Below are 20,489 nucleotides of genomic sequence, written 5' to 3'. Positions count from 1 at the left end.
TGGAGGCCAGCGCCCGATGTCGATCCGTCCGGGCAGTCGGCGGCTCAGGGCAGCCGACGGCGACGCCGCCACAGCAGCCCGCCCAACAACGCCAGCACCCCCGCGCCGCTCACCGCGGTCACCGACCACAACCACCCCGAGCCGGTACGCGCGGGCCCGCTGGCCGCCGCCGGCCGGGGCGCGCCGGGCGCGGCCAGCGCGGACGGTGTCGCCGACGCGGTGGCGGTCAACTCCCCCGCTTCGACAAGCCGGCCCACGGAGGCGTTCCGGGGCAGCGTGAAGCCCCAGTCCAGCAGCGCGGCACCCTGCTCCCAGCCGCGCAGCGGCGCCGATTCGGCACCCAACAGGGTCACCACCAGCCGCCGCCCGCCGCGTTCCGCCGCACCCACGTAGGTGTGCCGGGCCAGATCGGTGAAGCCGGTCTTGCCGCCGAGCGCGCCCGGATACCGGTAGATGAGCTGGTTCTCGTTCTGGATCTGGAAACCCTTCGTGCGCTGCGCCGCCTGGGTGGGAATCTCCGTCTCCTGGGTCAGCGCGTACCGGCGGAAGGTCGGCTCGGCGAAACAGGCCCGGGCGATCAGCGCGAGGTCGTACGCGCTTGTGAACTGTCCCCTGCCATCCAGCCCCGACGGGGTGACCGCGTGGGTTTGCAGCGCGCCGAGCCGGTGCGCCTGCTCGTTCATGGCGCGTACACCGGCGGCGCTGTCCGTCCCGCTGCCGAGGCGGGCCAACGCGTTGGCGGCCTCGTTGCCGGAGTTGAGCAGCAGCCCGAGCCAGATGGTCTCGATGGTGTAGCGACCGCCCGCGACCAGGCCCACCGCCGAGGAGCCGGGCTCGATGTTCATATCGTCCTCGGTGACCGTGACCGTCTGCTTCGGGTCCAACCGGGGCAGCATCGTGGCCGCCAACAGGAGCTTCTGCACGCTGGCCGGCGTGCCGTACTCGTGTGGTCCGCAACCGCCGAGCACCTGGCCGCTGTCCAGGTCGGCGACCAGCCACGACGTGGCGGTGATCGCCGGTGGCGCGGCGGCGTCGGCCGGCACGACCAGGCCGGTCGTGTCCAGGGCCGCGCCGCCGACCACCCGCTGCTCGGGCACGGCGGGCGGGGGCGAGGGCCGGGGCGGACGGGACATCGCCGGGGCCGGCGCCCGTGGGCAGCGCACGGTTGCCTGGGCGGACGCTCCCGCGGCGGCGACCGGCGCGGGAGCGAGCAGGACGGCGGAGGCCGTGGCCGCCAGCAGCGCAGCTCTCATGTGCCCGACCCTAGTCAACAAGATCGCCCGGCGGGACGGGATGCGCCTGTCGGTCAACCCGCCTCGCCGCGACCACGCAGGTAGTCGTGCAGGGCGGCCGTGCCCCGCAGCCGGCGCAGGCTGCGGATGTGCAGGTCCTGCTCACGGCGGGCGAGTTCGGCACGGACCCGCTGAGGGCTGCCGGTGGTCCGCAGCTCCGCCAACACCGCCTCGATGATCTCGAACGGGTACGCGCCCCGGCGCAGCAGCGCGATGACCTGCGCGGCGCGGAGTTCCGCCTCGTCGTACACCCGGTAGTTGGTGCCCGGGCTGCGGCCCGGGCGCAGCAGTTCGCGCTGCTCCCAGAGTCGTAGCTGGGAGGTTCGCACCCCGACCAGAGTGGCGACCTCGCCGATGCGGGCGGCGCGGCGGGGTGCGGGCCGGGACGCCGGTGGGCTGGCCAGCACGGTCTCGAAGGCGCCGAGCACCCGGCGGATCTCGGCGCGTTCCCGGTCCACCTCGGCGTGGCCGCCGTCGAGCGCCGCGAGGGCCGCCGGCAGGTCACCCCTGTGCACCGCGGCCATGATCTCCCGGGTGCGGCTCCAGCCGTGTCCCTCGGCCAGCCGCCGCGCCACGCTCAGCGCGCGGGCGTGCTCGGTGGTGAAGATCCGGTAACCGCTCGGGGTACGCCGAGCCGGCGGCAGCACACCCTGCTCGACGTAGTTGCGCACCTGCTGCACCGAGATCCCGACGGTGGCCGCCAGGTCCACGGCGCGCAGCCGATCCTTACCGGCGACGTCCACGCCAGCCACCGTACCGCTTACGTCGTGATTTGAGACTTTCCCGGACGTGCTGCCGCACCCTGCGCTTGACTGTCGACGAAAGTCTCTACATGTAGATGAATGAGACAATGGAACCCGCCAGCATCGGCGGGGCGAGGTCCCGCCACGACTCCGTGAAGGGTTCGCATGTCGCAGCCAGCATGGTCCGCCGCCGACAGCCACGATATGATCGAGGTACGCGGCGCGCGGGAGAACAACCTCGCGAGCGTCTCGGTCGACATCCCCAAACGCCGGTTGACGGTCTTCACGGGCGTCTCCGGGTCGGGCAAGTCGTCGCTCGTCTTCGGCACCATCGCCGCCGAGTCCCAGCGCATGATCAACGAGACCTACAGCGCGTTCCTCCAGTCGTTCATGCCGAACCTCAACCGGCCGGACGTCGACTCGCTGCGCAACCTCAGCGCGGCCATCGTCGTCGACCAGGAGCGGATGGGCGTCAACTCCCGCTCCACCGTCGGCACCGCCACCGACGCGTACGCCATGCTGCGGATCCTCTTCAGCCGGCTCGGCCAGCCGTCCATCGGCGGCGCCGGTGCGTTCAGCTTCAACCTGCCCGAGGGCATGTGCCTCACCTGCGAAGGGCTGGGACGGGTCTCCGACCTCGACATCAACGAGTTGGTGGACGTCGAGCGCTCCCTCAACGACGGCGCCATCACCGTGCCGAACTTCGCTGTCGACTCCTGGTACTGGCAGACGATCGTCGGTTCCGGCCTGTTCGACCCGGACGTCAAGCTCCAGGACTTCACCCCGCAACAGTGGGAGGACTTCCTCCACAAGCCGTCCACGAAGATCAAAGTGGGCAGCAACAACTGGACGTACGAGGGTCTGGCGGTCAAGGTCAAACGGCTCTACCTGGCCAAGGACCGCGAGTCGATGCAACCGCACATACGCGCCTTCGTCGACCGGGCGGTCACCTTCACCACCTGCGGCGACTGCGGCGGCACCCGACTCAACGCGGCGGCCCTGTCGTCGCGCATCGCCGGACGCAGCATCGCCGACTGCTCCGCGATGCAGATCAGCGACCTGGCGACGTTCGTCCGGGACATCGACGACCCGGGGGTCGCGCCCCTGACCGCCAACCTGCGCGAACTGCTGGACTCCCTGGTCGAGATCGGACTGGGCTACCTCAGCCTGGACCGGGAGTCGGCCACCCTCTCCGGCGGTGAGGCGCAACGGGTCAAGATGGTCCGGCACCTCGGCTCCAGCCTGTCCGACGTCACGTACGTCTTCGACGAACCCACGGTCGGCCTGCACCCGCACGACATCGCCCGGATGAACGACCTGCTGCTGCGACTGCGCGACAAGGGCAACACGGTGCTGGTGGTCGAGCACAAGCCGGAAACCATCGCCATCGCCGACCACGTTGTCGACCTCGGGCCGGGCGCCGGCACCGACGGCGGCCGGATCTGCTTCACCGGCGACGTGCCCGCGCTGCGCCGCTCCGACACCCTCACCGGCCGGCACCTGGATCACCGGGTGACCCTGCGCGAGGCGGTACGCCCACCGACCGGGCAGCTCGCCATCCGCCAGGCCGACCTGCACAACCTGCGCGACGTGGACGTGGACATCCCGCTCGGCGTGCTCACCGTGGTCACCGGCGTGGCCGGCTCCGGCAAGAGCTCCCTGATCCACGGGTCACTGCGCGGCAGATCCGGGGTGGTCATCGTGGACCAGTCCCCCATCCGCGGGTCCCGGCGCAGCAACCCGGCCACCTACAGCGGGCTGCTCGACCCGATCCGTACCGCCTTCGCCAAGGCCAACGGCGTCAAGGCGGCCCTGTTCAGCGCCAACTCCGAGGGCGCCTGCCCGGCCTGCAAGGGGATCGGGCTGATCTACACGGACCTGGCGATGATGGCCGGCGTCGCAAGCGTCTGCGAACGGTGCGAGGGGCGACGCTTCACCGACGAGGTGCTCACGTACACGCTGCGCGGCAAGAACATCAGCGAGGTGCTGGCCATGTCGGTCACCGAGGCGTACGCCTTCTTTCCGGGTGGTCCGGCGCACCTCGTCCTCGGTCGACTGGTCGACGTCGGGCTGGGCTACCTCAGCCTCGGCCAACCGTTGACCACCCTGTCCGGCGGGGAACGGCAACGACTCAAGCTCGCCATCCACCTGGCCGAGAAGACCACCACGTACGTCCTGGACGAACCCACCACCGGCCTGCACCTGGCCGACGTGGACCAACTGCTGGCCCTGCTCGACCGGATGGTCGACGCCGGCAACACGGTGATCGTCATCGAGCACCACCAGGCGGTCATGGCCCACGCGGACTGGCTCGTCGACCTGGGACCGGGAGCCGGCCACGACGGCGGCCGGATCGTCTTCACCGGCACACCCGCCGACCTGGTCGCCCGAGGTGACACGCTGACCGCCACCCACCTGCGCGAATACGTCACCGAGCCGGCGGTCACCCGAAGGGGCTAGGCCCAGCGGGGCCGCGCGGCGGGGGGTAGGCCCGGCGGCGGGGGCGGTCAGGCGACGCGGCGCAGCCAGCGCCGCTGCCAGGGCGTCTCCACCGCCTTGGGGTGGTAACCCTCCCGGACCCACGCCACCGCCCGCTCGGCCGGCAAGCCGTCGAGGATCGCCAACGCGGCCAGCGCGGTCCCGGTACGCCCCACCCCACCCCGACAGGCCACCTCGACGCGCGCACCGTCGTGGGCACGCCGCAACGCCGCCCGCAGAGCATCGAGGGCATCCGCCCGATCGGTCGGCACCCAGAAATCGGGCCACCGGATCCGCCGGTGCGGCCACGCCGGAACCGGGCCGGGCGCCAACAGCAGGGCGAAGTCGGCCGGCGAGGTCACGGCGGCGACGCGGCGTCCGCGCACCGTCGCACCGCTGGGGAGTACGAGCAAACCAGACTGCTCGGACCAGGACGGAGAAGCGGTCACCCGACCCATTGTGCCGCTCCCGGCCCAACCGGTGGGTACAGACAGCGCCGCCCCCGGCCTTGTGGACCGGGGGCGGCGCTGGTGTCGGTGTGCAGGTCGCCTCTCGGCGAGTGGCGCGACGCGGCTCCAGCCAAACGGTATTCCGCGACGGCGATATTAGGTGAGGCCCGGGGACACTGAGTCACACCGACACCCTCCACAACCAGCCGGTCCCCCACGTTGTTCCCGCACTCCGGGTTCCCACGCTCCGCCGCGCGAGCCCATCCGGTCGCAGCGCCCGCCCGTCCCGCCACCCGTCCCGCGCGCCCGCCCCGCGCGCCCGCCCCGCGCGCCCGCCCCGCGCGCCCGCCCCGCGCGCCCGTCCCGCGCGCCCGCCCCGCGCGCCGGGTCCCATCGCGGTAAGGCCGGTCGCCTCCCGGCCACGGCACGCACGCCCCCAAGCGCCGCGCTTCGGCCATGTCCCGCCGAGATCTTGGACGGTTTCCGTTAGCGCGAGCACTCCATACACCCCCGCACGGAAATGGAAACACCGCCGACCGGCACCCCGGGTGCGGGTGCCGGTCAGCGGTCGGGTGCGGTGGTGCGGTCATGCGGTCGGTGCGGTCGGTGCGGTCGGTGCGGTGGTGCGGTGGTGCCGGTGTCAGCTGTTCCAGTGCTGGTTGACGAGGTCGGTGGCCTGCTGCTCCCACTGGGCGTACGCGTCGGGGTAGGCGGAGACCTGGACGGTCTGCGCGGCGTCGGTCAGCGGCATGTCCTGCCAGCCGTCAACCTGACGCAGGCCCTTGAGGAACGCGGTGGTGGAGTACTCCGGGTTGGTGATCTGCTCCGGCGTACCCCAACCCGAGCTGGGGCGCTGCTGGAACAGGCCCAGCGAGTCGTGGTCGTTGGCGTCGCCGAGGTGGCCCAGATTCTCCAGCTTCGACTCCTGCAGGCTCGTCGCGATCGAGATGACCGCGGCGCGCTCGGGCAGGCCGGCCTTCTTCGTCGCGGCGATGATCGCCTTGACGTTCGCAGTCTGCTCATCGTTCAGGGAGATGTGCGACTGGTCGCCCTGCGGCTTCGGCGCAGCGGTCTGCACGGCCACCGCGACCGGCTTGGCATCCACCGGGTTGGCGTGGGCGGCGATCGGACCGGCGAAGACACCACCGGCGAACGCGAGACCAGCAACAGACAGCACGCTCTTACGCATGATCGTGTTCATGGGGGTAGCTCCTTCGGGGGTAGGAAACACCCAGCCACCAAACGGGGGTCGGCGGCACGGGTGTGAGCACCTCGTCCGGCGCTGCACAAACAAGGGGGAAGTCTTGGGGTCGGCGGCCTGCGAGCGGTTGGGCTCGTGGCGCCGGGTCCAGGTGTAACGGCCCGGGGGCCGGGGTCATTCCGGGGGTGGCCCATCGGTCGCGCTCTCGTGGAGGCGGTGCCCGGTTGGCCGTTCGTGGGGACTGCAACGACCGAGCGCGGGCGGGCATTCCCACCCCGAGGCACGGGGGCGCGAGCCGGTGTTGCTGCGATCGTCAGGATGTGTAACGACCCCGCCCCGGCCACGATTCCGGCCCACGGATGCGACCGGTCACAGCCCACAACTCCCTTCGATCGGACAAACCACCCACACCACGCGGCATCGACCCCCGAGCCGCCGCCGCCGGGCACGATCCACTCGCCTCAGCGGAAGTCGGAGACCACGGACACCGGACACCCGACACCCGACACCCAGACATCACGGACACCGGGTTGATGACGTCCCGGCCGGGCCTGAGGATGCGAGGTCAGGCGCCCAGATAGCGATGCGGGGGTCAGGCGCCCAGATAGCGCAGCACCGCGAGGATTCGCCGGCTGTAACCTGTGGTCTCGCCGAGATCGAGCTTGTCGAAGATGGCGTTGACGTGCTTCTCCACCGCGCTCTGCGACACGTGCAACCGTTGCGCGACAGCGCTGTTCGTGTGGCCTTGGGCCATCTCGTGCAGGACGTCCCGTTCGCGCGGTGTGAGCCGCCCGAACGGGTCGGGCCGTTGCGAACCGGCCACCACCTGCCGAACCACCTCCGGGTCGAGTGCCGTGCCCCCGGCGGCCACCCGGTCCAGCGCGTCGAGGAAGTCGTCCACCTGGGCGACCCGGTCCTTGAGCAGGTAGCCCACCCCCTCGGGACGGTCCGCGAGCAAACGGCCGGCGAAGCGCCGCTCCACGTACTGGGAGAGCACCAGGACACCGGTTTCGGGCCACCGTCGACGGATCTCCAGGGCGGCCCGCAGCCCGTCGTCGGTGTGGGTGGGCGGCATCCGGACATCGGTGACGACCACCTCCGGACGGGTTCGCGCGACCGCCTCGAGCAGTTCGTCGGCGGTGCCGACCGCCGCGACCACCTCGTGCTCCTCCTCGGCGAGCAGCCGCGTCAGGCCTTCGCGGAGCAGGGTCGAGTCTTCGGCGAGGACTAGCCGCACGGCAGCTCCGCCAGCACGGTGGTCGGGCCGCCGACCGGGCTGGTCACCAACAGCCGGCCGTCGAGTGCGGCGACCCGTCGGGCCAGGCCGGCCAGGCCTCGCCCGGCGGGGTCCGCGCCGCCGACACCATCATCGTGTACGCGCAACCGGACCCACCCCTCCCGTACCCCGATCTCGACCGCGACCAGCGTAGCGGCGGCGTGCTTCGCGGCGTTGGTGAGCGCTTCGCAGGCCACGAAGTACAGCACCGTCTCGATCTGCCGATCGGGGCGGGTCGGCAGGTCGCAGTGGATCCGCACCGGCACCTCGGAACGACGGGCGACCATGGTGAGCACCGCACCGAGGTCGCTGCCCTCCAACGCCGACGGGTAGACCCGCCACGCCACCTCGCGCAGTTCCTCGACGGCCCGCTGCACGTCCTCGTGTGCCTGGGCGAGCAGGGCGGCGGTGCGATCGGCGTCGCGGGCCCGCCGAGCCCGGCCGAGCAGCATGCCGAGGGCGACCAACCGCTGCTGGAGGCCGTCGTGCAGGTCGCGTTCGATGCGCTGCCGTTCGGCGTCGACCGCCGCGAGGACCCCGGCCCGGCTGCTTGTCAGCTCGTCGACCCGCCGCGCCAACTCGGCCCGACTCCCCGGGCCGAGCAGCCGCCGAGCCAACCGGACGTCCAGCGCGGCGACGCTGGCGAGGGCTTGGACGTTGAGCAGCAGGAGGACCACCCCGACGGCGACCTGTGCCAGCGTGTCGACAGGGGACAGCTCACCGCGTACCGCCGCGCGGAGCACGATGCCGGCCAAGACCAGGCCGACGCCGAGCATCGCGTACGCCAGGAGGCCGAGCGCGCCGGGCACCAGTCGGGCCGCCAGGTAGCCGATCTGCCGGCGGGTCGCCACCGGGTGGACCGGGAGCGTTTCGCCCTCGGGGAGCAGCAGTCGACGGAGTCGGTCGCGTTCCCAGCGGACGAGCTATCCGGCGTACCGCTGGGTGAGCCTGGTGACCCCGCGAGCGGCCGGTGGCGCGGGGGCGGACACGGCGGTCGCGACGGCCGTGACGACCAGGAAGGCAAGCTCGACAGCGGCGGTCACGCTGCCGGCGGCGACGCCGACCGGCAGTCGGAGACGGGTCCACCACCTGTCGATCCGGGACTCCCCGGTCACCTGCCCTCCCCCTCCCGGGCCGAATCCGTCGTCCACGGCCCTGCTCCGACAGGTGGAGCAGAGCCAGGAAGTGCTAGCGCTCGTCCGAGGTCCACGAGCCGCTTCGGTAGAGGGTGCCGCGCCCGCCCGGGTCGGGCACGCCGAGCGCCGGCTCGCCGTGCCCGGGATCGGCCGGCTCGGGGTCGCGGGCGGCCCGGCGGGCGCGCAGCACGCGGGACCCGACGAACCAGGCGGCCGCCGCCGCGCAGACCACGATCACCACTTTCTGCAGCGTGCCCGCGTACCCCTCGACGAGGTGCCAGTTGTCGCCGAGCAGGTAGCCGGCGAGCACGAATGTGGTGTTCCAGATCAGGCTGCCCAGCGTGGTGTAGAGCAGGAAGGTGCCCACCGGCATGCGCTCCACCCCGGCCGGGATGGAGATCAGGCTGCGGAAGATCGGGATCATCCGGCCGAAGAAGACGGCCTTCACGCCGTGCCGGAGGAACCACGCCTCGGTCCGGTCCACGTCGCTGAGCTTCACCAGCGGCAGCCGGGCCACGATGGCGCGCATCCGGTCGCGGCCCAGCGATGCGCCGACCAGGTAGAGCGCCATCGCGCCCACCGCCGAGCCCAGCGTGGTCCAGAAGATCGCACCGACCAGACTCATCCGGCCCTGCGCCGCGACGAACCCGGCCAGCGGCAGGATCACCTCGCTGGGGATCGGCGGGAACAGGTTCTCCAGCGCCACGGCCAGGCCGGCGCCCGGCCCGCCGAGTCGTTCCACCAGGTCGGTGACGTAACCGACGAGGCCACCCTGCGGTGGTTCGGCCGCGGCGGTGGGGGTTCCGGTGGCGAGCAGGGCGTGGGACGTTCGAATCATGCGCCCACCGTACGAAGCGATCCTGAGAGCCGACCATGCGGTTGACCTCCCGGCCGCGCGACTCGACCACACCGCTGAGGGTGTGGAAAACCGCACCCCACTGCGGCTCGCCGTCGTGCAGCCGCGGTGCGTACCCCGGGATGTCGCGACAAACGCGCGGACGCACGCCGCCGCGGTCCGCGCGGCGGGCGCCCGAGTGGTGGTCTTTCCCGAGCTGTCCCTGACGGGGTACGAGTTGGACGCGCCGGTCGTGCCGGTCGACGATCCGCGGTTGGTGCCGCTTGTCGAGGCGTGCGCCGAGACGGGCACGGTGGCCCTCGTCGGCGCGCCGGTCGCCGGCGACCACATCGCGGTGCTGGCGGTGACCGGCACCGGAGTGACGGTGGCCTACCGGAAGATGTGGCTGGGCGCCGACGAGGCCGATCGGTTCCGGCCGGGCGAGGCGCCGGTCGTGCTCGACGTGGACGGCTGGCGGGTGGGGTTGGCCGTCTGCAAGGACACCGGCGTCACCGCGCACGCGGAGCGGACCGCGGCGCTCGGCATCGACGTCTACGCGGCGGGTGTCCTGGAGTCCGCGCGCGACGCCTCCGTGACCGACCAGCGGGCGCACCGGATCGCCACCGCCCACCGGGTCTGGGTGGCGGTGGCGAGTTTCGCCGGCTCGACCGGCGGTGGCTACACCGAGGCGGCGGGACGGTCCGGGGTGTGGACGCCGGAGGGAAAGGTCCTCGCGCGCGCGGGCACCGAGCCGGGAGAGTCGGTAGCCGTGACCCTCCCCGACACCGTGCGAAACGCCGCCGGCTGACTCGCACGTGTCGTACGCCTCGGGCAGGATCGGCTGATGAGCACCGTCCCCTCCCGCCTGTCCGTGGTCACGCTGGGAGCACGTGACATCGGCGCGCTGCGGTCCTTCTACCGGTCCCTGGGGTGGCCCGAGCTGCCGGCCAGCGACGACGGCTGGTCGGCCTTCCTGCTCGGTGGCGTCCTGTTCGCGCTCTTCCCGCTGCCGGAGCTGGCCGCCGAGGCGGCGCCGGGCGTGCCCAGTCCGGCGGGAGGTTGGTCCGGCGTCACCCTGGCCTGCAATGTCGACAGTCGCGGGGAGGTCGACAGGGCCTTCGCCGCGGCGGTCGCCGCGGGCGCGACGGTGGTGGCGGAGCCGACCGACCGGCCCTGGGGTGGGCGCTCCGGTTACGTCGCCGACCCGGAGGGCAACCGCTGGGAGATCGCCTGGGCCGGCTCGGCCCGCTTCGACGAGCGCGGCGCGCTCGTCGGGTTCGGCTGAGTGGCAGGTGTTTGCGCCTCGTCCACGACCTTGGAATGCTTCGCGGGTGACTTCCTTTCCCGGGACCTTCGCCGACGATGTCATCGACCAGCCGGCACAGGCGCAGGTCGAGACGTTCATCGACGAGCATCGCCGAGCGCTCAACGGCTGTCTGGACGGGCTGACCGAGGAGCAGGTGCGCCGCTCGTTGGTGCCGTCCCGGACCACGCTGCTGGGTCTGGTGAAGCACGCCACCTTCGTGGAGAAGGTCTGGTTCGACGAGGCCGTCACGTGCCGGTCCCGCGCCGAGATCGGCATCCCCGCCACCCCGGACGAGTCGTTCAGCCTGGACGACGACGACACGATCGACAGCGTCCAGCGGGCACACCGCGAGGCATGCGCTGCCTCTCGCCGCGCGACGTCCTCGCTGGGTCTGGACGACATCCTGCGCGGCAACCGGCGCGGTCCACTGCCGCTGCGCTGGGTGTACCTGCACGTGCTGCGCGAGTTGGCCCAGCACTGCGGGCACGCGGAGATCCTGCGCGAGCAACTCCTGGCCGAGTAGTTCGGGCGGTCAGCCGGCGTCCAACACCTCCCGCAACCGTGCCGCGAACTCCTCCGGCTTGCCCGCATAGCCGAACTCGCCTCCGAGGAAGCCACCATGGTGACTCGGGAACACCACGGCCTCCTGGCCGAGCAGGGCCGCCAGGCCGAGGGCCGTCCGCGCGGTGTACGTCCCGGCCGACTCCTCGCCGACGGCGACCACGATCCGGGTCGGCGCCGAGGTGAGCCGGCTCGCGTCGGGCCGGTAGTCGCTGATCGCCCAGGACAGGTCCGACAGCAGCGGGTCGTCGCGGTTGCCGTCGTCCTCGGTGGACAGGCCGAACGTCGCCGGGTCCGGCGCGGACTGGGCGAAGTAGGCGTCGGTGAACTCGCCCTGCCACGACGTCATCGCGATGAACGCGGCCATGCCCGCGCCGGCGCCCTTCGCCTGGTACGCCTGGTAGAAGTCGGCCCGAGCGCGTTCGGCAGCCCCGGCGTCGGGAAGCACGGCGTTGATCGGCGGCTCGTGCGCCACCAACGTGACGACGTCGCCCGGGTAGGCCGCGACGAGTTCGAGCGCCGTCACCGCGCCGCCGCTGCTGGCGAACAGGTCGACCGGGCCGGCCCCGAGGGCCTCGATCAGGTGGTGCAGGTCGGCCGCCTGCTGCTGCGGCGTGTGGTCGGTGCGGCCGTCCGTGCGGACACTACGGCCGAGGCCGCGCGGGTCGTAGGTGACCACGGTGCGGTCCGTGAAGTGCGGGGCGAGCGCGGTGAAGCCCTCCGCGGCCATCGGTTGACCGATCATGAGCAGGACGGGGCGCCCGCCGGACGGGGGCAGCGGACCGCGGACGTCGTAGACCAGGTCGACGCCGGGCACGGCGAGGGTGTGCGTCTGCGTTGTCGTCATGTCGGTGAGACTACGGCCGGCGGAAACCGATGGGCGAGCACGCCGTGCCGGCGATCTCGGCCCGGCACCGCCCTGCTGGAGGCCCGGCACGGCCCTGCTGGAGGCCCGACGCGGCCCTGCTGGAGGCCCGACGCGGCCCTCCTGGATCACGCCCTGGCCCAGCCGCCCAGGTCGCCGAAGCGGCGCAGCGTCCAGCGGGCCGGCGGCCAACCGCCGGGGTCGTGATCGGTCGTCCACTCGGTGATCGAGGCCGGGGCGACGTCCAGGTCGAACGCCCGAAAGATCGGCTGCGCGGCGAGCGCGTGGAAGGCGCCCTCGACGGTCTCGCTGTGACCGACGAGCACCACTGTGGCGCCCCGGTGTCGATGCGCGATCTCCATGATCGCGCGGCTGACCCGGACCACCAGCTCGGCCCAGCTCTCGTTGCCCTCCTCGAAGGGACGGAACACACCCCCACCGGCCACCGCGTGGTCGGTCCGGAAGCGGGCGGTCGGCAGGCCGTCGGCGTACGGGGGCGTGTGCCAGGTGCACAGGCCGCAGTCGGCCACCGGTCGGACGCCGAGCGCCGCGCCGATCGGTTGCGCGGTCTCGACGGCTCGGCGCAGGACGGACGAGTAGACGGCCACCGGTCCGTCGCCGGCGACGTCACGGGAGAGCCGGTTGGCCAGGTCGTGTGCCTGCTCGTGGCCGAGGGCGGTGAGGCCTCGGCAACCACGCGGCCCACCCACGATTCCCTCGACCTGGTGAAGCGACTCGCCGTGCCGTACGAAGATCAGACGTGTCCGCATCGGCACATCATGCCAGCGGCATCGACAGCGCTGTCAGTCGTCCGTACGGCCGGTGGAGAAGCTGCCGGCCCGGGTCAGCAGAGCGTCCAGTTGGGCGCCCGTCTGCGCGGGCAGCCGGTCGCGTTCCACAAGCTCGGCGAGGTGTTCGCGCAACTCGGCGACGCGTTTGGCCCGGTCCCTGGTGTGCCGGTCCAGGTCGGTGAGGTCGTCGCGCAGGTCTGCGGCGGTCTTCCAGTCGACGTCTCCGCGGGCGACCGCCCCGGCGAGGACCGCGGCGAACTCGCTCGTCACCTCCCGGAGGCTGACCGGCACCTGCCCGGTGGTCGGGGGCGCGGTGCTGGCGCTGGGTCGGGGTGCCGCCGGCGTCGGCGAGTGCGTGGTGGGCGCGGGTTTCGGAGCGGAGGACGACGGCGGGGCGGCCACCTGGGGCGAGGTGGGCGCGCTCGGCGTGCCCAACTGCCCCTCGGCGAGCAGGGCGCCGACGCCGACCAGCACGGCGAGGCCGGCCGCGACCAGCACGGCGAGGGGTCGACGTGAGCGGCGGCGGGTGGGCTCGGCGGCGACCGGGGCGGGACGGACCGCCGAGCGGTCGATCAGGGTGGGCGGGTGCGCCACGGGCTGGATGCGCAGCAGCTCGGTGGGCGGCTCGACAGGTTGGCCGGCGCCGAAGCGGCGGGCCAGGTGCGCGGCGCTCGGCCGGTCGGCCGGGTTGGCGGCCAGACAGGCGAGGGTCAGCTCGGCGATGTCGGCGGGGAGGCCGGGCACCCGCAGCGGCGGCACCGGAGTGCCGCGCCGGTGCACCTCGAGGGCGTCCTCCCAGCTCTGCACCGGCAGCGGCGCCTGCCCGGTGAGGGTGCGGTAGAGCAGCGCGCCGAGGGCGTAGACGTCGCTGGCCGGATCGGGCGGGCCCGCGGTCAGTCGCTCCGGGGCGAAGTAGGCGGGGGTGCCCATCAGGGGCTCGCCGGACTGGCCGTCGAGTCCGCCGAGCGCGGCGATGCCGAAGTCGAGCACTTTGGCGCCGGTGTCGGTGAGCATGACGTTGCCCGGTTTGACGTCGCGGTGCACGACGCCGATGCGGTGCGCGGCGGCGAGCGCGGCGGCGATCTGCCCGGCCACCCGGACCGCCTCCGGCCAGGGCAGCGGCCCGTTCCGTAGGCGGTCGGCCAGGTTGTGACCGTCGACGAGCTCCATCACCAGGTACGGGACCACGACGCCGCCGGCCAGGGTCGCCTCGGCGTAGTCGTACACCTGGGTCACGTGTGGGTGGGTCAGCCGGGCGGCCGCGCGGGCCTCGCGTCGGATGGTGGCCCGCAGTTGCGGATCGGCCGCGAGCTGCCCGGCGAGGACCTTGATCGCGACCGGTCGGCCGAGCACGTCGTCGTCGGCCCGCCACACCTCGGACATGCCACCGAGACCGATCCGCTCGTGCAGCACGTAGCGGTCGTGGAGACGGAGGGTGGGCATGAAGGGTGACATGGCCTCACCAGTCTGCCTGGCCACGCCCCACTCGACCACCCTGCGTGCCCGGACCCACACTGTTCGTCCCGTGCGTACCGGAATGAGTTTCGAGCGGGTCAGGAGCAGCGCGGCGCGGCGGGCAGCGGTCGCGGCTGGATGCGGTCGGCGAGGCGGCGCAGGGCGACGGCGGCGGCCTGCCGGGTCGGGGCCAGCAGGGCCGGGCGGACGCGTTCGACCTGGACCGGGGCGTTCGGTCGGGCCGAGTTGACGTGCCGGTTCATGGCGTCGAGCGCGGTGACGTATCCGGTGGGAAGTTCCATGGTCAGCTCCTCGGGACAGGTCCGGTGGAGGTCCGGACGACGAGTGTGGTGGGCAACAACACATGGCCGGCCGCGGCGTCCGCGGGCGGGTCGAGCAGGAGTTCGGCGGCGATGCGGCCCTTCTCCTCGGCGGGCTGCCGGACCGTGGTGAGGCCGGCAGCGGCGGCCTCGGGGACATCGTCGAAACCGGTCACCGAGACGGCCGGTCGGATGCTGCCCGGCTGCCGCTCGAGGGCGTCGAGCACACCGAGGGCGAGCACGTCGGAGCCGGCCAGCACGGCGGTCGGCGGCGTCGGTGAGTCGAACAGGCCGGCGACGGCGGCGGCTGCCGCCGGGCGGCTGTTGCCCGCGGCGTTGAGCAGGGTCAGGTCGGCCCACTGGACGCCGACCTCGGCGAACGCGTCGGCGAATCCGGCGAGCCGGCCCCGGGTGGTGGGGTGCCCCGCCTCGTGCACGCCGGACAGGCGGAGCGGGCCGGCGGGGGCGTCGGGGACGACGGAATCGGCGAGCAGCGCCACCCGGCGATGACCGAGGCCGGCCACGTGTGCGGCGACACCACGCGCGGCGGCGCGCTCGTCGATGCCGACGAACCGCTCGTCCGGGCCGGCGTCGTCGCGGGCGGCGGTGCTGACGAACGGCAGCCCGCGGGCGCGGATCACGTCCAACGCCCATTCCTCGTCGGCGACGCAGTAGACGCAGAACCCGTCCACGGCGGCGTTCTCCACCGCCCGCCGGGCGTCGGTCACCGCCGGCGGCAGCGGCACCAGCAGCATGCTGGTGCCGTGCCGCTCGGCGGCCACGCCGACCCCGGCGAGGAAGCGGACCGCGAACGGGTCGGTGAAGGCGTACGACAGGTGCGAGGTGAACAGCACGCCGATCGACCCGACGAAGCCCCGGCGCAGGGACCGTGCGGTGGGGTTGGGGCCGGGGTAGCCGAGTTGCCGCGCGGCGTCCAGGATCCGCTCGCGCAGGGTGGCCGAGAGCTGGTCGGGGCGGCCGTAGGCGTTGGACACGGTGCTGCGGGAGACGCCGACAGCGTCGGCCACGGCTTGCAGGGTCGGCTTCACCGGCACCTCTCTGTATCGATTCAGTCTGTATCGATACAGAGACTAGCTCGACCGGTCGGCGTCGGTCAATACGTGGATCCGGACCCGGGAACCGCCGCCGCTGACGAGCACGTCGGACCCGCCAGCACGGCGGTCGGCGGCGTCGGCCTCAGGGCTCCAGCACCAGGCGCCCCCGCAACCCGCCGGCGGCCAGCCGCTGGTGTGCCGCCGCCACGTCGGTCAGCGGCAGCCGCCCGGCCAGCCGCAGGCTGAGCTGGCCACTGTCGACCAACGCCGACAGCTCGGCCAGGAGCGCACCGTCGGCGTGGACCTCCTGCACGACGACCCGGGTGGCGCGCAGCGGCGGCGGGGCGAACGGCGCCACGAGCGCGACGAACACTCCCCCACCCCGCAAGGCCTCGTGCGCGGCGACGCCGACAACCGCCGCGTCGACCACCGCGTCCACCCCGCCCGGCACCACCGCGCGAACCGCCGTCCCGAGCCGGTCGGTCCGCGCCACGAACCAGTCCGCGCCCAGCGAACGGACCAACTCCTCGTCCCGCGCGTCGGCCACGGCGACGGTCCGGATGCCGCGCAACGCGGCCAGTTCGAGCAGAAGCCCACCCACCCCGCCGGCCGCGCCGGTGACCAGCAGCGTGCGCCCGGCGTCCAGGCCGGTGAGGGCGAGCGACCGGGACGCGGTGAGACCGATCAACGGCAGCGTCGCCGCGACCTCCGGAGCGACGGTACGCGGTGCCCGCGCCACCGCCCCCTCGTCCAACACCACCCACTCGGCCTGGGTTCCGGGCGCGGATAGCAGGTCCCGCAGACCGATCACCGCGGCACCCACCGCGAACCGCCGCACTCCCGGCCCGACCGCGTCCACGGTCCCCGCCACATCCCAGCCCAGCCCCACGACGGGCAACGGGGGCAGCAGGCCGGCGGCGGTCAGCGCGCCACTGCGGGTGGACAGGTCGATCCGATTGACGCCGGCGGCGGCGACGCGCACCCGTAGTTGCCCCACCCCCGGCTCCGGTTCGGGCCGGTCGGCTATCTCCAGGACCTCGGGGCCGCCGAACCGGCGGACGATCACAGCTCTCATGCCGACGACGCTAGAAGCGTTAGCATCCGGCGAGAAGAAGGCACCGCGAGGTGCCCTGGGTACCCGGGAGGGACACGATGGCCACCATGACCGCCGACGAACGCCGCGAGCGGGACCGGCGCTCGTACAACGCCTTCCTGGCCGAGTGCCCGGGTCACGAACTGCTCGCGACGCTCAGCGACAAGTGGTTGACGCTCGTGGTGAGCGCGCTCGCCGACGGGCCGCGACGGCACAGCGAGCTGGCCCGCACGGTGGCCGGGGCAAGTCAGAAGATGCTCACCCAGACGCTGCGCAAACTGGAGCGCGACGGCCTGGTCAGCCGGTCGGTGACCGTCGGCGTGCCGGCCCGGGTCGACTACCAGCTCACCCCGCTGGGCGAGAGCCTGCTGCCGGTGCAGCGGGCGATCAAGGCCTGGGCCGAGACGCACATCGGTGAGGTGCACGCCGCGCGGGCCCACTACGACGCCCCGGAGAGCTGAACGCCTCCACTCGGGAGGCGTCGCCCGGCCGGGTCAGGGAAGGCGGGCGACCGCGCCGTACACGCTCACCTCGACGGGCGAGGGACGTGGCGGCGGCTCGTTCTCCGCCCGCCACTCGGCGACCGAGACGATGCCCGGCTCGACCATGTCGAGGCCGGCGAAGAAGCGGGCGAACTCGTCACTGCCGCGTAGGTTGATCAGCCCGTGCGGGCCGCCTTCTCGGGCCTTCGCCCGGAAGTCGGCCGCGACCGCCGACGGAAGGTAGTCGTGGGTGCCGTGCGAGGCGGCCAGGTAGCTGCCGGGCGGCAGCGCGTCGAGCACCTGCCGCACCAACGCGTACGGGTCGTCCTCGTCGGGCAGGAAGTGCAGGACCGCGACCAGCATGAGCGCGACCGGCTGCGACAGGTCGATGGCGCGGCTCAACTCCGGGTGCGCGAGGATCCGCTGCGGGTCGCGCAGGTCGGCGTCGATGTAGGCGGTGGCGCCCGTCGGCGAGCTGCTCAACAGCGCGCGGGCGTGGGCCAGCACGATCGGGTCGTTGTCCACGTAGACCACCCGGGATTCGGGCGCGATGGCCTGGGCGACCTCGTGGGTGTTGTTGGCGGTCGGGATGCCGGTGCCGATGTCGAGGAACTGCCGGATGCCCGCCTCACGGGCCAGGTAGCCCACCGCCCGCTGCAGGAAGCGGCGGTTTTCCAGGGCGGCGGTGCGGACGGTCGGAAAGGCGGCCGTTATCGCGTCGCCGGACTCCCGGTCGGCCTGGAAGTTGTCCTTGCCGCCCAGCCAGTAGTTGTAGCGGCGCGCCGGGTGCGGCACCGAGGTGTCGATCCGGTCGCTCGGCGAGCCGGCCGTCGTGCCAGCAGCATCGGTGGTCAAGGCAGCCCCCGCAATGACGAGTGTCCACTGTCGCCGTTCGCGGACCATGGTAGTGCCACGTCGGGTGGGGCCGCGGCCCCACCCGACGATCACGCGGGATAGAGGTCGTCCAGCAGCCGGCCGAGAATCTCCGCCGTACGCTCGGGTGGCTCGGCCTCGACACAGAGCCGTTCCATGGCCACCGCGTAGTAGTCCAGGTCATCGCGCTTGTCGAGGTAGATCGCGCTGGTGAGTTGTTCGATGTAGACGATGTCGGGCAACTCCTGGTCGCCGAAGCGCAGGATGGTGAAGGCGCCCCCGGCGGCGGCGTGCCCCCCGGCGGCGAACGGGATCACCTGGAGCCGGATGTTCGGGGATTTGGTCGCCTCGATGAGTGCGGTGAGCTGACCGCGCATGACCTCGGCGCCGCCGATCGGTCGACGCAACGCCGCCTCGTCCACCACGGCCCAGAGCTGCGGCGGGCTGTCCCGGTGCAGCAACTGCTGACGCTGCATCCGCAGGGCGACGCGTCGGTCGATCTCGCCCGGACCGGCCGTGCCGTGCCCGAGCAGCACGACCGCCCTGGCGTACTCCCGGGTCTGCAACAGGCCGGGCACGAACTGCACCTCGTAGCTGCGGATCAGCGCGGCCGCGGCCTCCAGGCCGAGGTACGACTGGAACCAGGTCGGCAACACGTCCCCGTAGCGGTGCCACCAGCCGGGACTGTTGGCGTCCCGGGCGAGCTTGAGCAGCGCGTCACGCTCGTGTTCCTCCGTGACGCCGTAGAGGGTCAGCAGGTCGGAGACGTCGCGCTCCTTGAAACCGACCCGGCCCAGCTCCATCCGGCTGATCTTGGATTCGGAGGAGCGGATCTCCCAGCCGGCGCCCTCGCGGGTCACCCCGCTGGACTCCCGCAGACGGCGCAACTGGGCGCCGAGCAGCATCCGGAGCACCGTCGGCCCGGTTGTCGGGCCACCCTCGGCAGGAACCATCGTCACGTGCGGACCTCCGGACACCAACCCGTGATGGCCGGGCACCCCGGCCCGGCCGACGTGTAAGCATGCCATGGACCGACAGTGAGGTGAACTCCTCCGGACCGGCGATTCGGTCCCGTCGCCGGGACGCTCCCGCTGACGAACGGTCAGTTGATGAGGTGATCGAAGTCGCCGTCTCGGGCACCGAGCACGAAGGCGGTGATCTCGTCCACCGTGTAGATCAGTGCTGGCCCCTCCGGGTGTCGCGAGTTGCGGACCGCGATGCCCGCTCCTTCGGGCAGTTCGGCGAGTTCGACACAGTTGCCGCTGGGGTTGCTCCGGCGGCTCTTCTGCCAGGTCAGCGGTGGCAACTGGTGGATCGGTACGCCATTGGGTGGCTGCTGCATGGAGGCGTCTTTCTGCTCACGAGCCCGCCGGTGGCCGTGGGAGGAGCGGTGACGGCGAGGGGGGTGCCATATCGACATCGGACGGTCATGCACGTGCATCTGCTATTGCATCTGCACCGGACGGCGAGCATGATAACGCACGTGATCGGTGGCCATCCGTTCACTATGAGTTACCCCCGCAGGGGCAACTATCAGGCAAAACGTGGCCCGGACGCGGCACGCCGCGTCGAGGCGAGGCTGGGGGCGGTCGAGGCGATGGGAGGGTTCGTGCCGGATCCGATGAGTGTCGCCTCCGGCATCTGTGCCGCTGGCGCCCTGCTCTCCTCCTGGCAACTACGCCGACGGGCGCTGCGCGCCGAGACCGAGATCGGGCACCTCCACGCCGAGCTGGCCGCCGAACGGCACGCCGCGAGCCACGACCCACTCACCGGGCTGCCCAATCGCCGCGCCTTCTACCGCCTCGCGGCCACCCTGCTCACCGACGCGGCCGGCGAGCCGCTGATCGCCGTCGTGCTCGACCTCAACGACTTCAAACAGATAAACGACCAGTACGGGCACGCCGCCGGCGACCAGGTGCTGATCAGTGTGGCCGAGCGGCTCGCCGGCTTCGCCGGGGACAACCTCGTCGCCCGCCTCGGCGGAGACGAGTTCGCCGGACTGCTCTCCACCCCCACCGTCGACCGGCGCTGGATCGAGCACGCCACCCGCCGCCTGAGCGAGACCGTCGCCGCGCCGATCCGGCTGAGCGGATGCAGCGTCCGGGTCACCGCGTCCGTCGGGCTCGCCCCGGTGACCGGTCCGGCCCAGCTCACCGACGCGCTCAGTCGTGCCGACGCGGCCATGTACCAGGCGAAGAGCCTCGGCGGCGCCCGGTCACCCCGGCAACTCGTCGACAGCGCCCGCCTGGCCGAACGCTGACCGACGTCGACCCGGCAA

Annotated in this window: 23 protein-coding genes; 6 read left to right on the top strand and 17 right to left on the bottom strand. The window is 72.6% G+C overall.

Features of this window, described 5'->3' with window-relative positions; genetic code table 11:
- Positions 1 to 44: 44 nt before the first annotated feature.
- Together ACPXBU_RS02570 and ACPXBU_RS02565 are read right to left on the bottom strand one after the other, a co-directional pair.
- On the bottom strand, positions 45 to 1,253 hold the full coding sequence (locus ACPXBU_RS02570) for a D-alanyl-D-alanine carboxypeptidase family protein (RefSeq protein ID WP_425756083.1): 1,209 nt from the start codon (positions 1,251 to 1,253) through the stop codon (positions 45 to 47).
- Positions 1,254 to 1,306: 53 nt separating this feature from the next.
- On the bottom strand, positions 1,307 to 2,035 hold the full coding sequence (locus ACPXBU_RS02565; RefSeq protein WP_425756082.1) for a MerR family transcriptional regulator: 729 nt from the start codon (positions 2,033 to 2,035) through the stop codon (positions 1,307 to 1,309).
- A 165-nt stretch (positions 2,036 to 2,200) separates the two neighbouring features.
- Here ACPXBU_RS02565 and ACPXBU_RS02560 point away from each other — a divergent pair, with 165 nt between their 5' ends.
- Positions 2,201 to 4,495, top strand: a complete 2,295-nt coding sequence (locus ACPXBU_RS02560) for an ATP-binding cassette domain-containing protein (RefSeq protein WP_425756081.1) — start codon at positions 2,201 to 2,203, stop codon at positions 4,493 to 4,495.
- A 47-nt stretch (positions 4,496 to 4,542) separates the two neighbouring features.
- Here the strand turns inward: ACPXBU_RS02560 and ACPXBU_RS02555 are convergent, their stop codons facing one another.
- The 6 genes from ACPXBU_RS02555 to ACPXBU_RS02530 form a co-directional block, all read right to left on the bottom strand.
- Positions 4,543 to 4,971, bottom strand: a complete 429-nt coding sequence (locus ACPXBU_RS02555) for a protein-tyrosine phosphatase family protein (protein WP_425756080.1) — start codon at positions 4,969 to 4,971, stop codon at positions 4,543 to 4,545.
- Positions 4,972 to 5,602: 631 nt separating this feature from the next.
- Positions 5,603 to 6,163, bottom strand: coding sequence for a hypothetical protein (locus tag ACPXBU_RS02550; protein ID WP_425756079.1), 561 nt, complete (start codon positions 6,161 to 6,163; stop codon positions 5,603 to 5,605).
- Positions 6,164 to 6,755: 592 nt separating this feature from the next.
- Entirely contained in the window at positions 6,756 to 7,400 is a 645-nt protein-coding gene (locus tag ACPXBU_RS02545; RefSeq protein WP_425756078.1) for a response regulator, read from the bottom strand.
- Entirely contained in the window at positions 7,391 to 8,290 is a 900-nt protein-coding gene (locus ACPXBU_RS02540) for a sensor histidine kinase (RefSeq protein ID WP_425756077.1), read from the bottom strand. Before ACPXBU_RS02540 ends, ACPXBU_RS02545 begins: the two co-directional genes overlap by 10 nt.
- Positions 8,291 to 8,362: 72 nt before the next feature.
- Positions 8,363 to 8,554 carry a hypothetical protein gene (locus ACPXBU_RS02535; RefSeq protein ID WP_425756075.1) on the bottom strand — a complete coding sequence of 64 codons (192 nt, stop codon included), beginning with the start codon at positions 8,552 to 8,554 and terminating at the stop codon, positions 8,363 to 8,365.
- A 73-nt stretch (positions 8,555 to 8,627) separates the two neighbouring features.
- The gene (locus ACPXBU_RS02530; protein WP_393368850.1) at positions 8,628 to 9,413 is read right to left on the bottom strand and encodes a DedA family protein; all 786 of its coding nucleotides are present in this window, start codon (positions 9,411 to 9,413) and stop codon (positions 8,628 to 8,630) included.
- A gap of 82 nt (positions 9,414 to 9,495) precedes the next feature.
- On the opposite strand from ACPXBU_RS02530, the gene ACPXBU_RS02525 reads away from it, so the two are divergent.
- The 3 genes from ACPXBU_RS02525 to ACPXBU_RS02515 are packed head-to-tail and all read left to right on the top strand — an operon-like array spanning position 9,496 to position 11,239.
- Positions 9,496 to 10,218, top strand: coding sequence for a carbon-nitrogen hydrolase family protein (locus tag ACPXBU_RS02525; protein ID WP_425756073.1), 723 nt, complete (start codon positions 9,496 to 9,498; stop codon positions 10,216 to 10,218).
- A gap of 36 nt (positions 10,219 to 10,254) precedes the next feature.
- Positions 10,255 to 10,695: a VOC family protein gene (locus ACPXBU_RS02520; RefSeq protein ID WP_425756071.1), complete on the top strand. Its 441-nt coding sequence runs from the start codon at positions 10,255 to 10,257 to the stop codon at positions 10,693 to 10,695.
- Between the two features lie 46 nt (positions 10,696 to 10,741).
- Positions 10,742 to 11,239: a DinB family protein gene (locus tag ACPXBU_RS02515; protein WP_393368842.1), complete on the top strand. Its 498-nt coding sequence runs from the start codon at positions 10,742 to 10,744 to the stop codon at positions 11,237 to 11,239.
- Between the two features lie 9 nt (positions 11,240 to 11,248).
- Here the strand turns inward: ACPXBU_RS02515 and ACPXBU_RS02510 are convergent, their stop codons facing one another.
- The 6 genes from ACPXBU_RS02510 to ACPXBU_RS02485 all read right to left on the bottom strand — a co-directional run bounded on the left by ACPXBU_RS02510 (position 11,249) and on the right by ACPXBU_RS02485 (position 16,838).
- Positions 11,249 to 12,124, bottom strand: a complete 876-nt coding sequence (locus ACPXBU_RS02510; RefSeq protein WP_393368839.1) for an alpha/beta fold hydrolase — start codon at positions 12,122 to 12,124, stop codon at positions 11,249 to 11,251.
- Positions 12,125 to 12,270: 146 nt separating this feature from the next.
- A complete protein-coding gene (locus tag ACPXBU_RS02505) occupies positions 12,271 to 12,912 on the bottom strand; it encodes a histidine phosphatase family protein (RefSeq protein ID WP_393368836.1) in 642 nt (213 codons plus the stop codon).
- Positions 12,913 to 12,945: 33 nt separating this feature from the next.
- Positions 12,946 to 14,388, bottom strand: a complete 1,443-nt coding sequence (locus ACPXBU_RS02500; RefSeq protein WP_425756069.1) for a protein kinase domain-containing protein — start codon at positions 14,386 to 14,388, stop codon at positions 12,946 to 12,948.
- 98 nt (positions 14,389 to 14,486) lie between these two features.
- Positions 14,487 to 14,690: a hypothetical protein gene (locus ACPXBU_RS02495; protein ID WP_393368831.1), complete on the bottom strand. Its 204-nt coding sequence runs from the start codon at positions 14,688 to 14,690 to the stop codon at positions 14,487 to 14,489.
- A gap of 2 nt (positions 14,691 to 14,692) precedes the next feature.
- Positions 14,693 to 15,736, bottom strand: a complete 1,044-nt coding sequence (locus ACPXBU_RS02490; protein WP_393368828.1) for a LacI family DNA-binding transcriptional regulator — start codon at positions 15,734 to 15,736, stop codon at positions 14,693 to 14,695.
- Positions 15,737 to 15,905: 169 nt separating this feature from the next.
- Positions 15,906 to 16,838, bottom strand: coding sequence for an NADP-dependent oxidoreductase (locus tag ACPXBU_RS02485; protein WP_425756067.1), 933 nt, complete (start codon positions 16,836 to 16,838; stop codon positions 15,906 to 15,908).
- Between the two features lie 77 nt (positions 16,839 to 16,915).
- Here ACPXBU_RS02485 and ACPXBU_RS02480 point away from each other — a divergent pair, with 77 nt between their 5' ends.
- Positions 16,916 to 17,317 (top strand): winged helix-turn-helix transcriptional regulator, encoded by a 402-nt coding sequence (locus ACPXBU_RS02480; protein ID WP_425756065.1) that lies wholly within the window; start codon positions 16,916 to 16,918, stop codon positions 17,315 to 17,317.
- A gap of 33 nt (positions 17,318 to 17,350) precedes the next feature.
- Here the strand turns inward: ACPXBU_RS02480 and ACPXBU_RS02475 are convergent, their stop codons facing one another.
- From ACPXBU_RS02475 to ACPXBU_RS02465, 3 genes are all read right to left on the bottom strand, one after another.
- Positions 17,351 to 18,193: an SAM-dependent methyltransferase gene (locus ACPXBU_RS02475; RefSeq protein WP_393368820.1), complete on the bottom strand. Its 843-nt coding sequence runs from the start codon at positions 18,191 to 18,193 to the stop codon at positions 17,351 to 17,353.
- A gap of 89 nt (positions 18,194 to 18,282) precedes the next feature.
- Complete coding sequence (locus ACPXBU_RS02470) at positions 18,283 to 19,164, bottom strand: helix-turn-helix domain-containing protein (protein WP_393369127.1); 882 nt, start codon at positions 19,162 to 19,164, stop codon at positions 18,283 to 18,285.
- A gap of 149 nt (positions 19,165 to 19,313) precedes the next feature.
- Positions 19,314 to 19,553, bottom strand: coding sequence for a DUF397 domain-containing protein (locus ACPXBU_RS02465; RefSeq protein ID WP_393368818.1), 240 nt, complete (start codon positions 19,551 to 19,553; stop codon positions 19,314 to 19,316).
- Positions 19,554 to 19,820: 267 nt separating this feature from the next.
- On the opposite strand from ACPXBU_RS02465, the gene ACPXBU_RS02460 reads away from it, so the two are divergent.
- Complete coding sequence (locus tag ACPXBU_RS02460; protein ID WP_393369124.1) at positions 19,821 to 20,471, top strand: GGDEF domain-containing protein; 651 nt, start codon at positions 19,821 to 19,823, stop codon at positions 20,469 to 20,471.
- Positions 20,472 to 20,489: the final 18 nt, after the last annotated feature.

The sequence above is a fragment of the Micromonospora sp. DT231 genome (assembly GCF_049847025.1).
Classification (GTDB): Bacteria; Actinomycetota; Actinomycetes; order Mycobacteriales; family Micromonosporaceae; genus Micromonospora.
Note: the sequence above shows the minus strand (reverse complement) of the source record. Positions and strands in the feature narration are given on the sequence as shown.

Coding starts and splice junctions, on each gene's coding strand:
- ACPXBU_RS02465 (WP_393368818.1), bottom strand. CDS start 19,553: ATGCAGCAGCCACCCAATGGCGTACCGATCCACCAGTTGCCACCGCTG.
- ACPXBU_RS02470 (WP_393369127.1), bottom strand. CDS start 19,164: ATGGTTCCTGCCGAGGGTGGCCCGACAACCGGGCCGACGGTGCTCCGG.
- ACPXBU_RS02570 (WP_425756083.1), bottom strand. CDS start 1,253: ATGAGAGCTGCGCTGCTGGCGGCCACGGCCTCCGCCGTCCTGCTCGCT.
- ACPXBU_RS02510 (WP_393368839.1), bottom strand. CDS start 12,124: ATGACGACAACGCAGACGCACACCCTCGCCGTGCCCGGCGTCGACCTG.
- ACPXBU_RS02555 (WP_425756080.1), bottom strand. CDS start 4,971: ATGGGTCGGGTGACCGCTTCTCCGTCCTGGTCCGAGCAGTCTGGTTTG.
- ACPXBU_RS02560 (WP_425756081.1), top strand. CDS start 2,201: ATGTCGCAGCCAGCATGGTCCGCCGCCGACAGCCACGATATGATCGAG.
- ACPXBU_RS02550 (WP_425756079.1), bottom strand. CDS start 6,163: ATGAACACGATCATGCGTAAGAGCGTGCTGTCTGTTGCTGGTCTCGCG.
- ACPXBU_RS02505 (WP_393368836.1), bottom strand. CDS start 12,912: ATGCGGACACGTCTGATCTTCGTACGGCACGGCGAGTCGCTTCACCAG.
- ACPXBU_RS02485 (WP_425756067.1), bottom strand. CDS start 16,838: ATGAGAGCTGTGATCGTCCGCCGGTTCGGCGGCCCCGAGGTCCTGGAG.
- ACPXBU_RS02500 (WP_425756069.1), bottom strand. CDS start 14,388: ATGTCACCCTTCATGCCCACCCTCCGTCTCCACGACCGCTACGTGCTG.
- ACPXBU_RS02480 (WP_425756065.1), top strand. CDS start 16,916: ATGGCCACCATGACCGCCGACGAACGCCGCGAGCGGGACCGGCGCTCG.
- ACPXBU_RS02530 (WP_393368850.1), bottom strand. CDS start 9,413: ATGATTCGAACGTCCCACGCCCTGCTCGCCACCGGAACCCCCACCGCC.
- ACPXBU_RS02495 (WP_393368831.1), bottom strand. CDS start 14,690: ATGGAACTTCCCACCGGATACGTCACCGCGCTCGACGCCATGAACCGG.
- ACPXBU_RS02520 (WP_425756071.1), top strand. CDS start 10,255: ATGAGCACCGTCCCCTCCCGCCTGTCCGTGGTCACGCTGGGAGCACGT.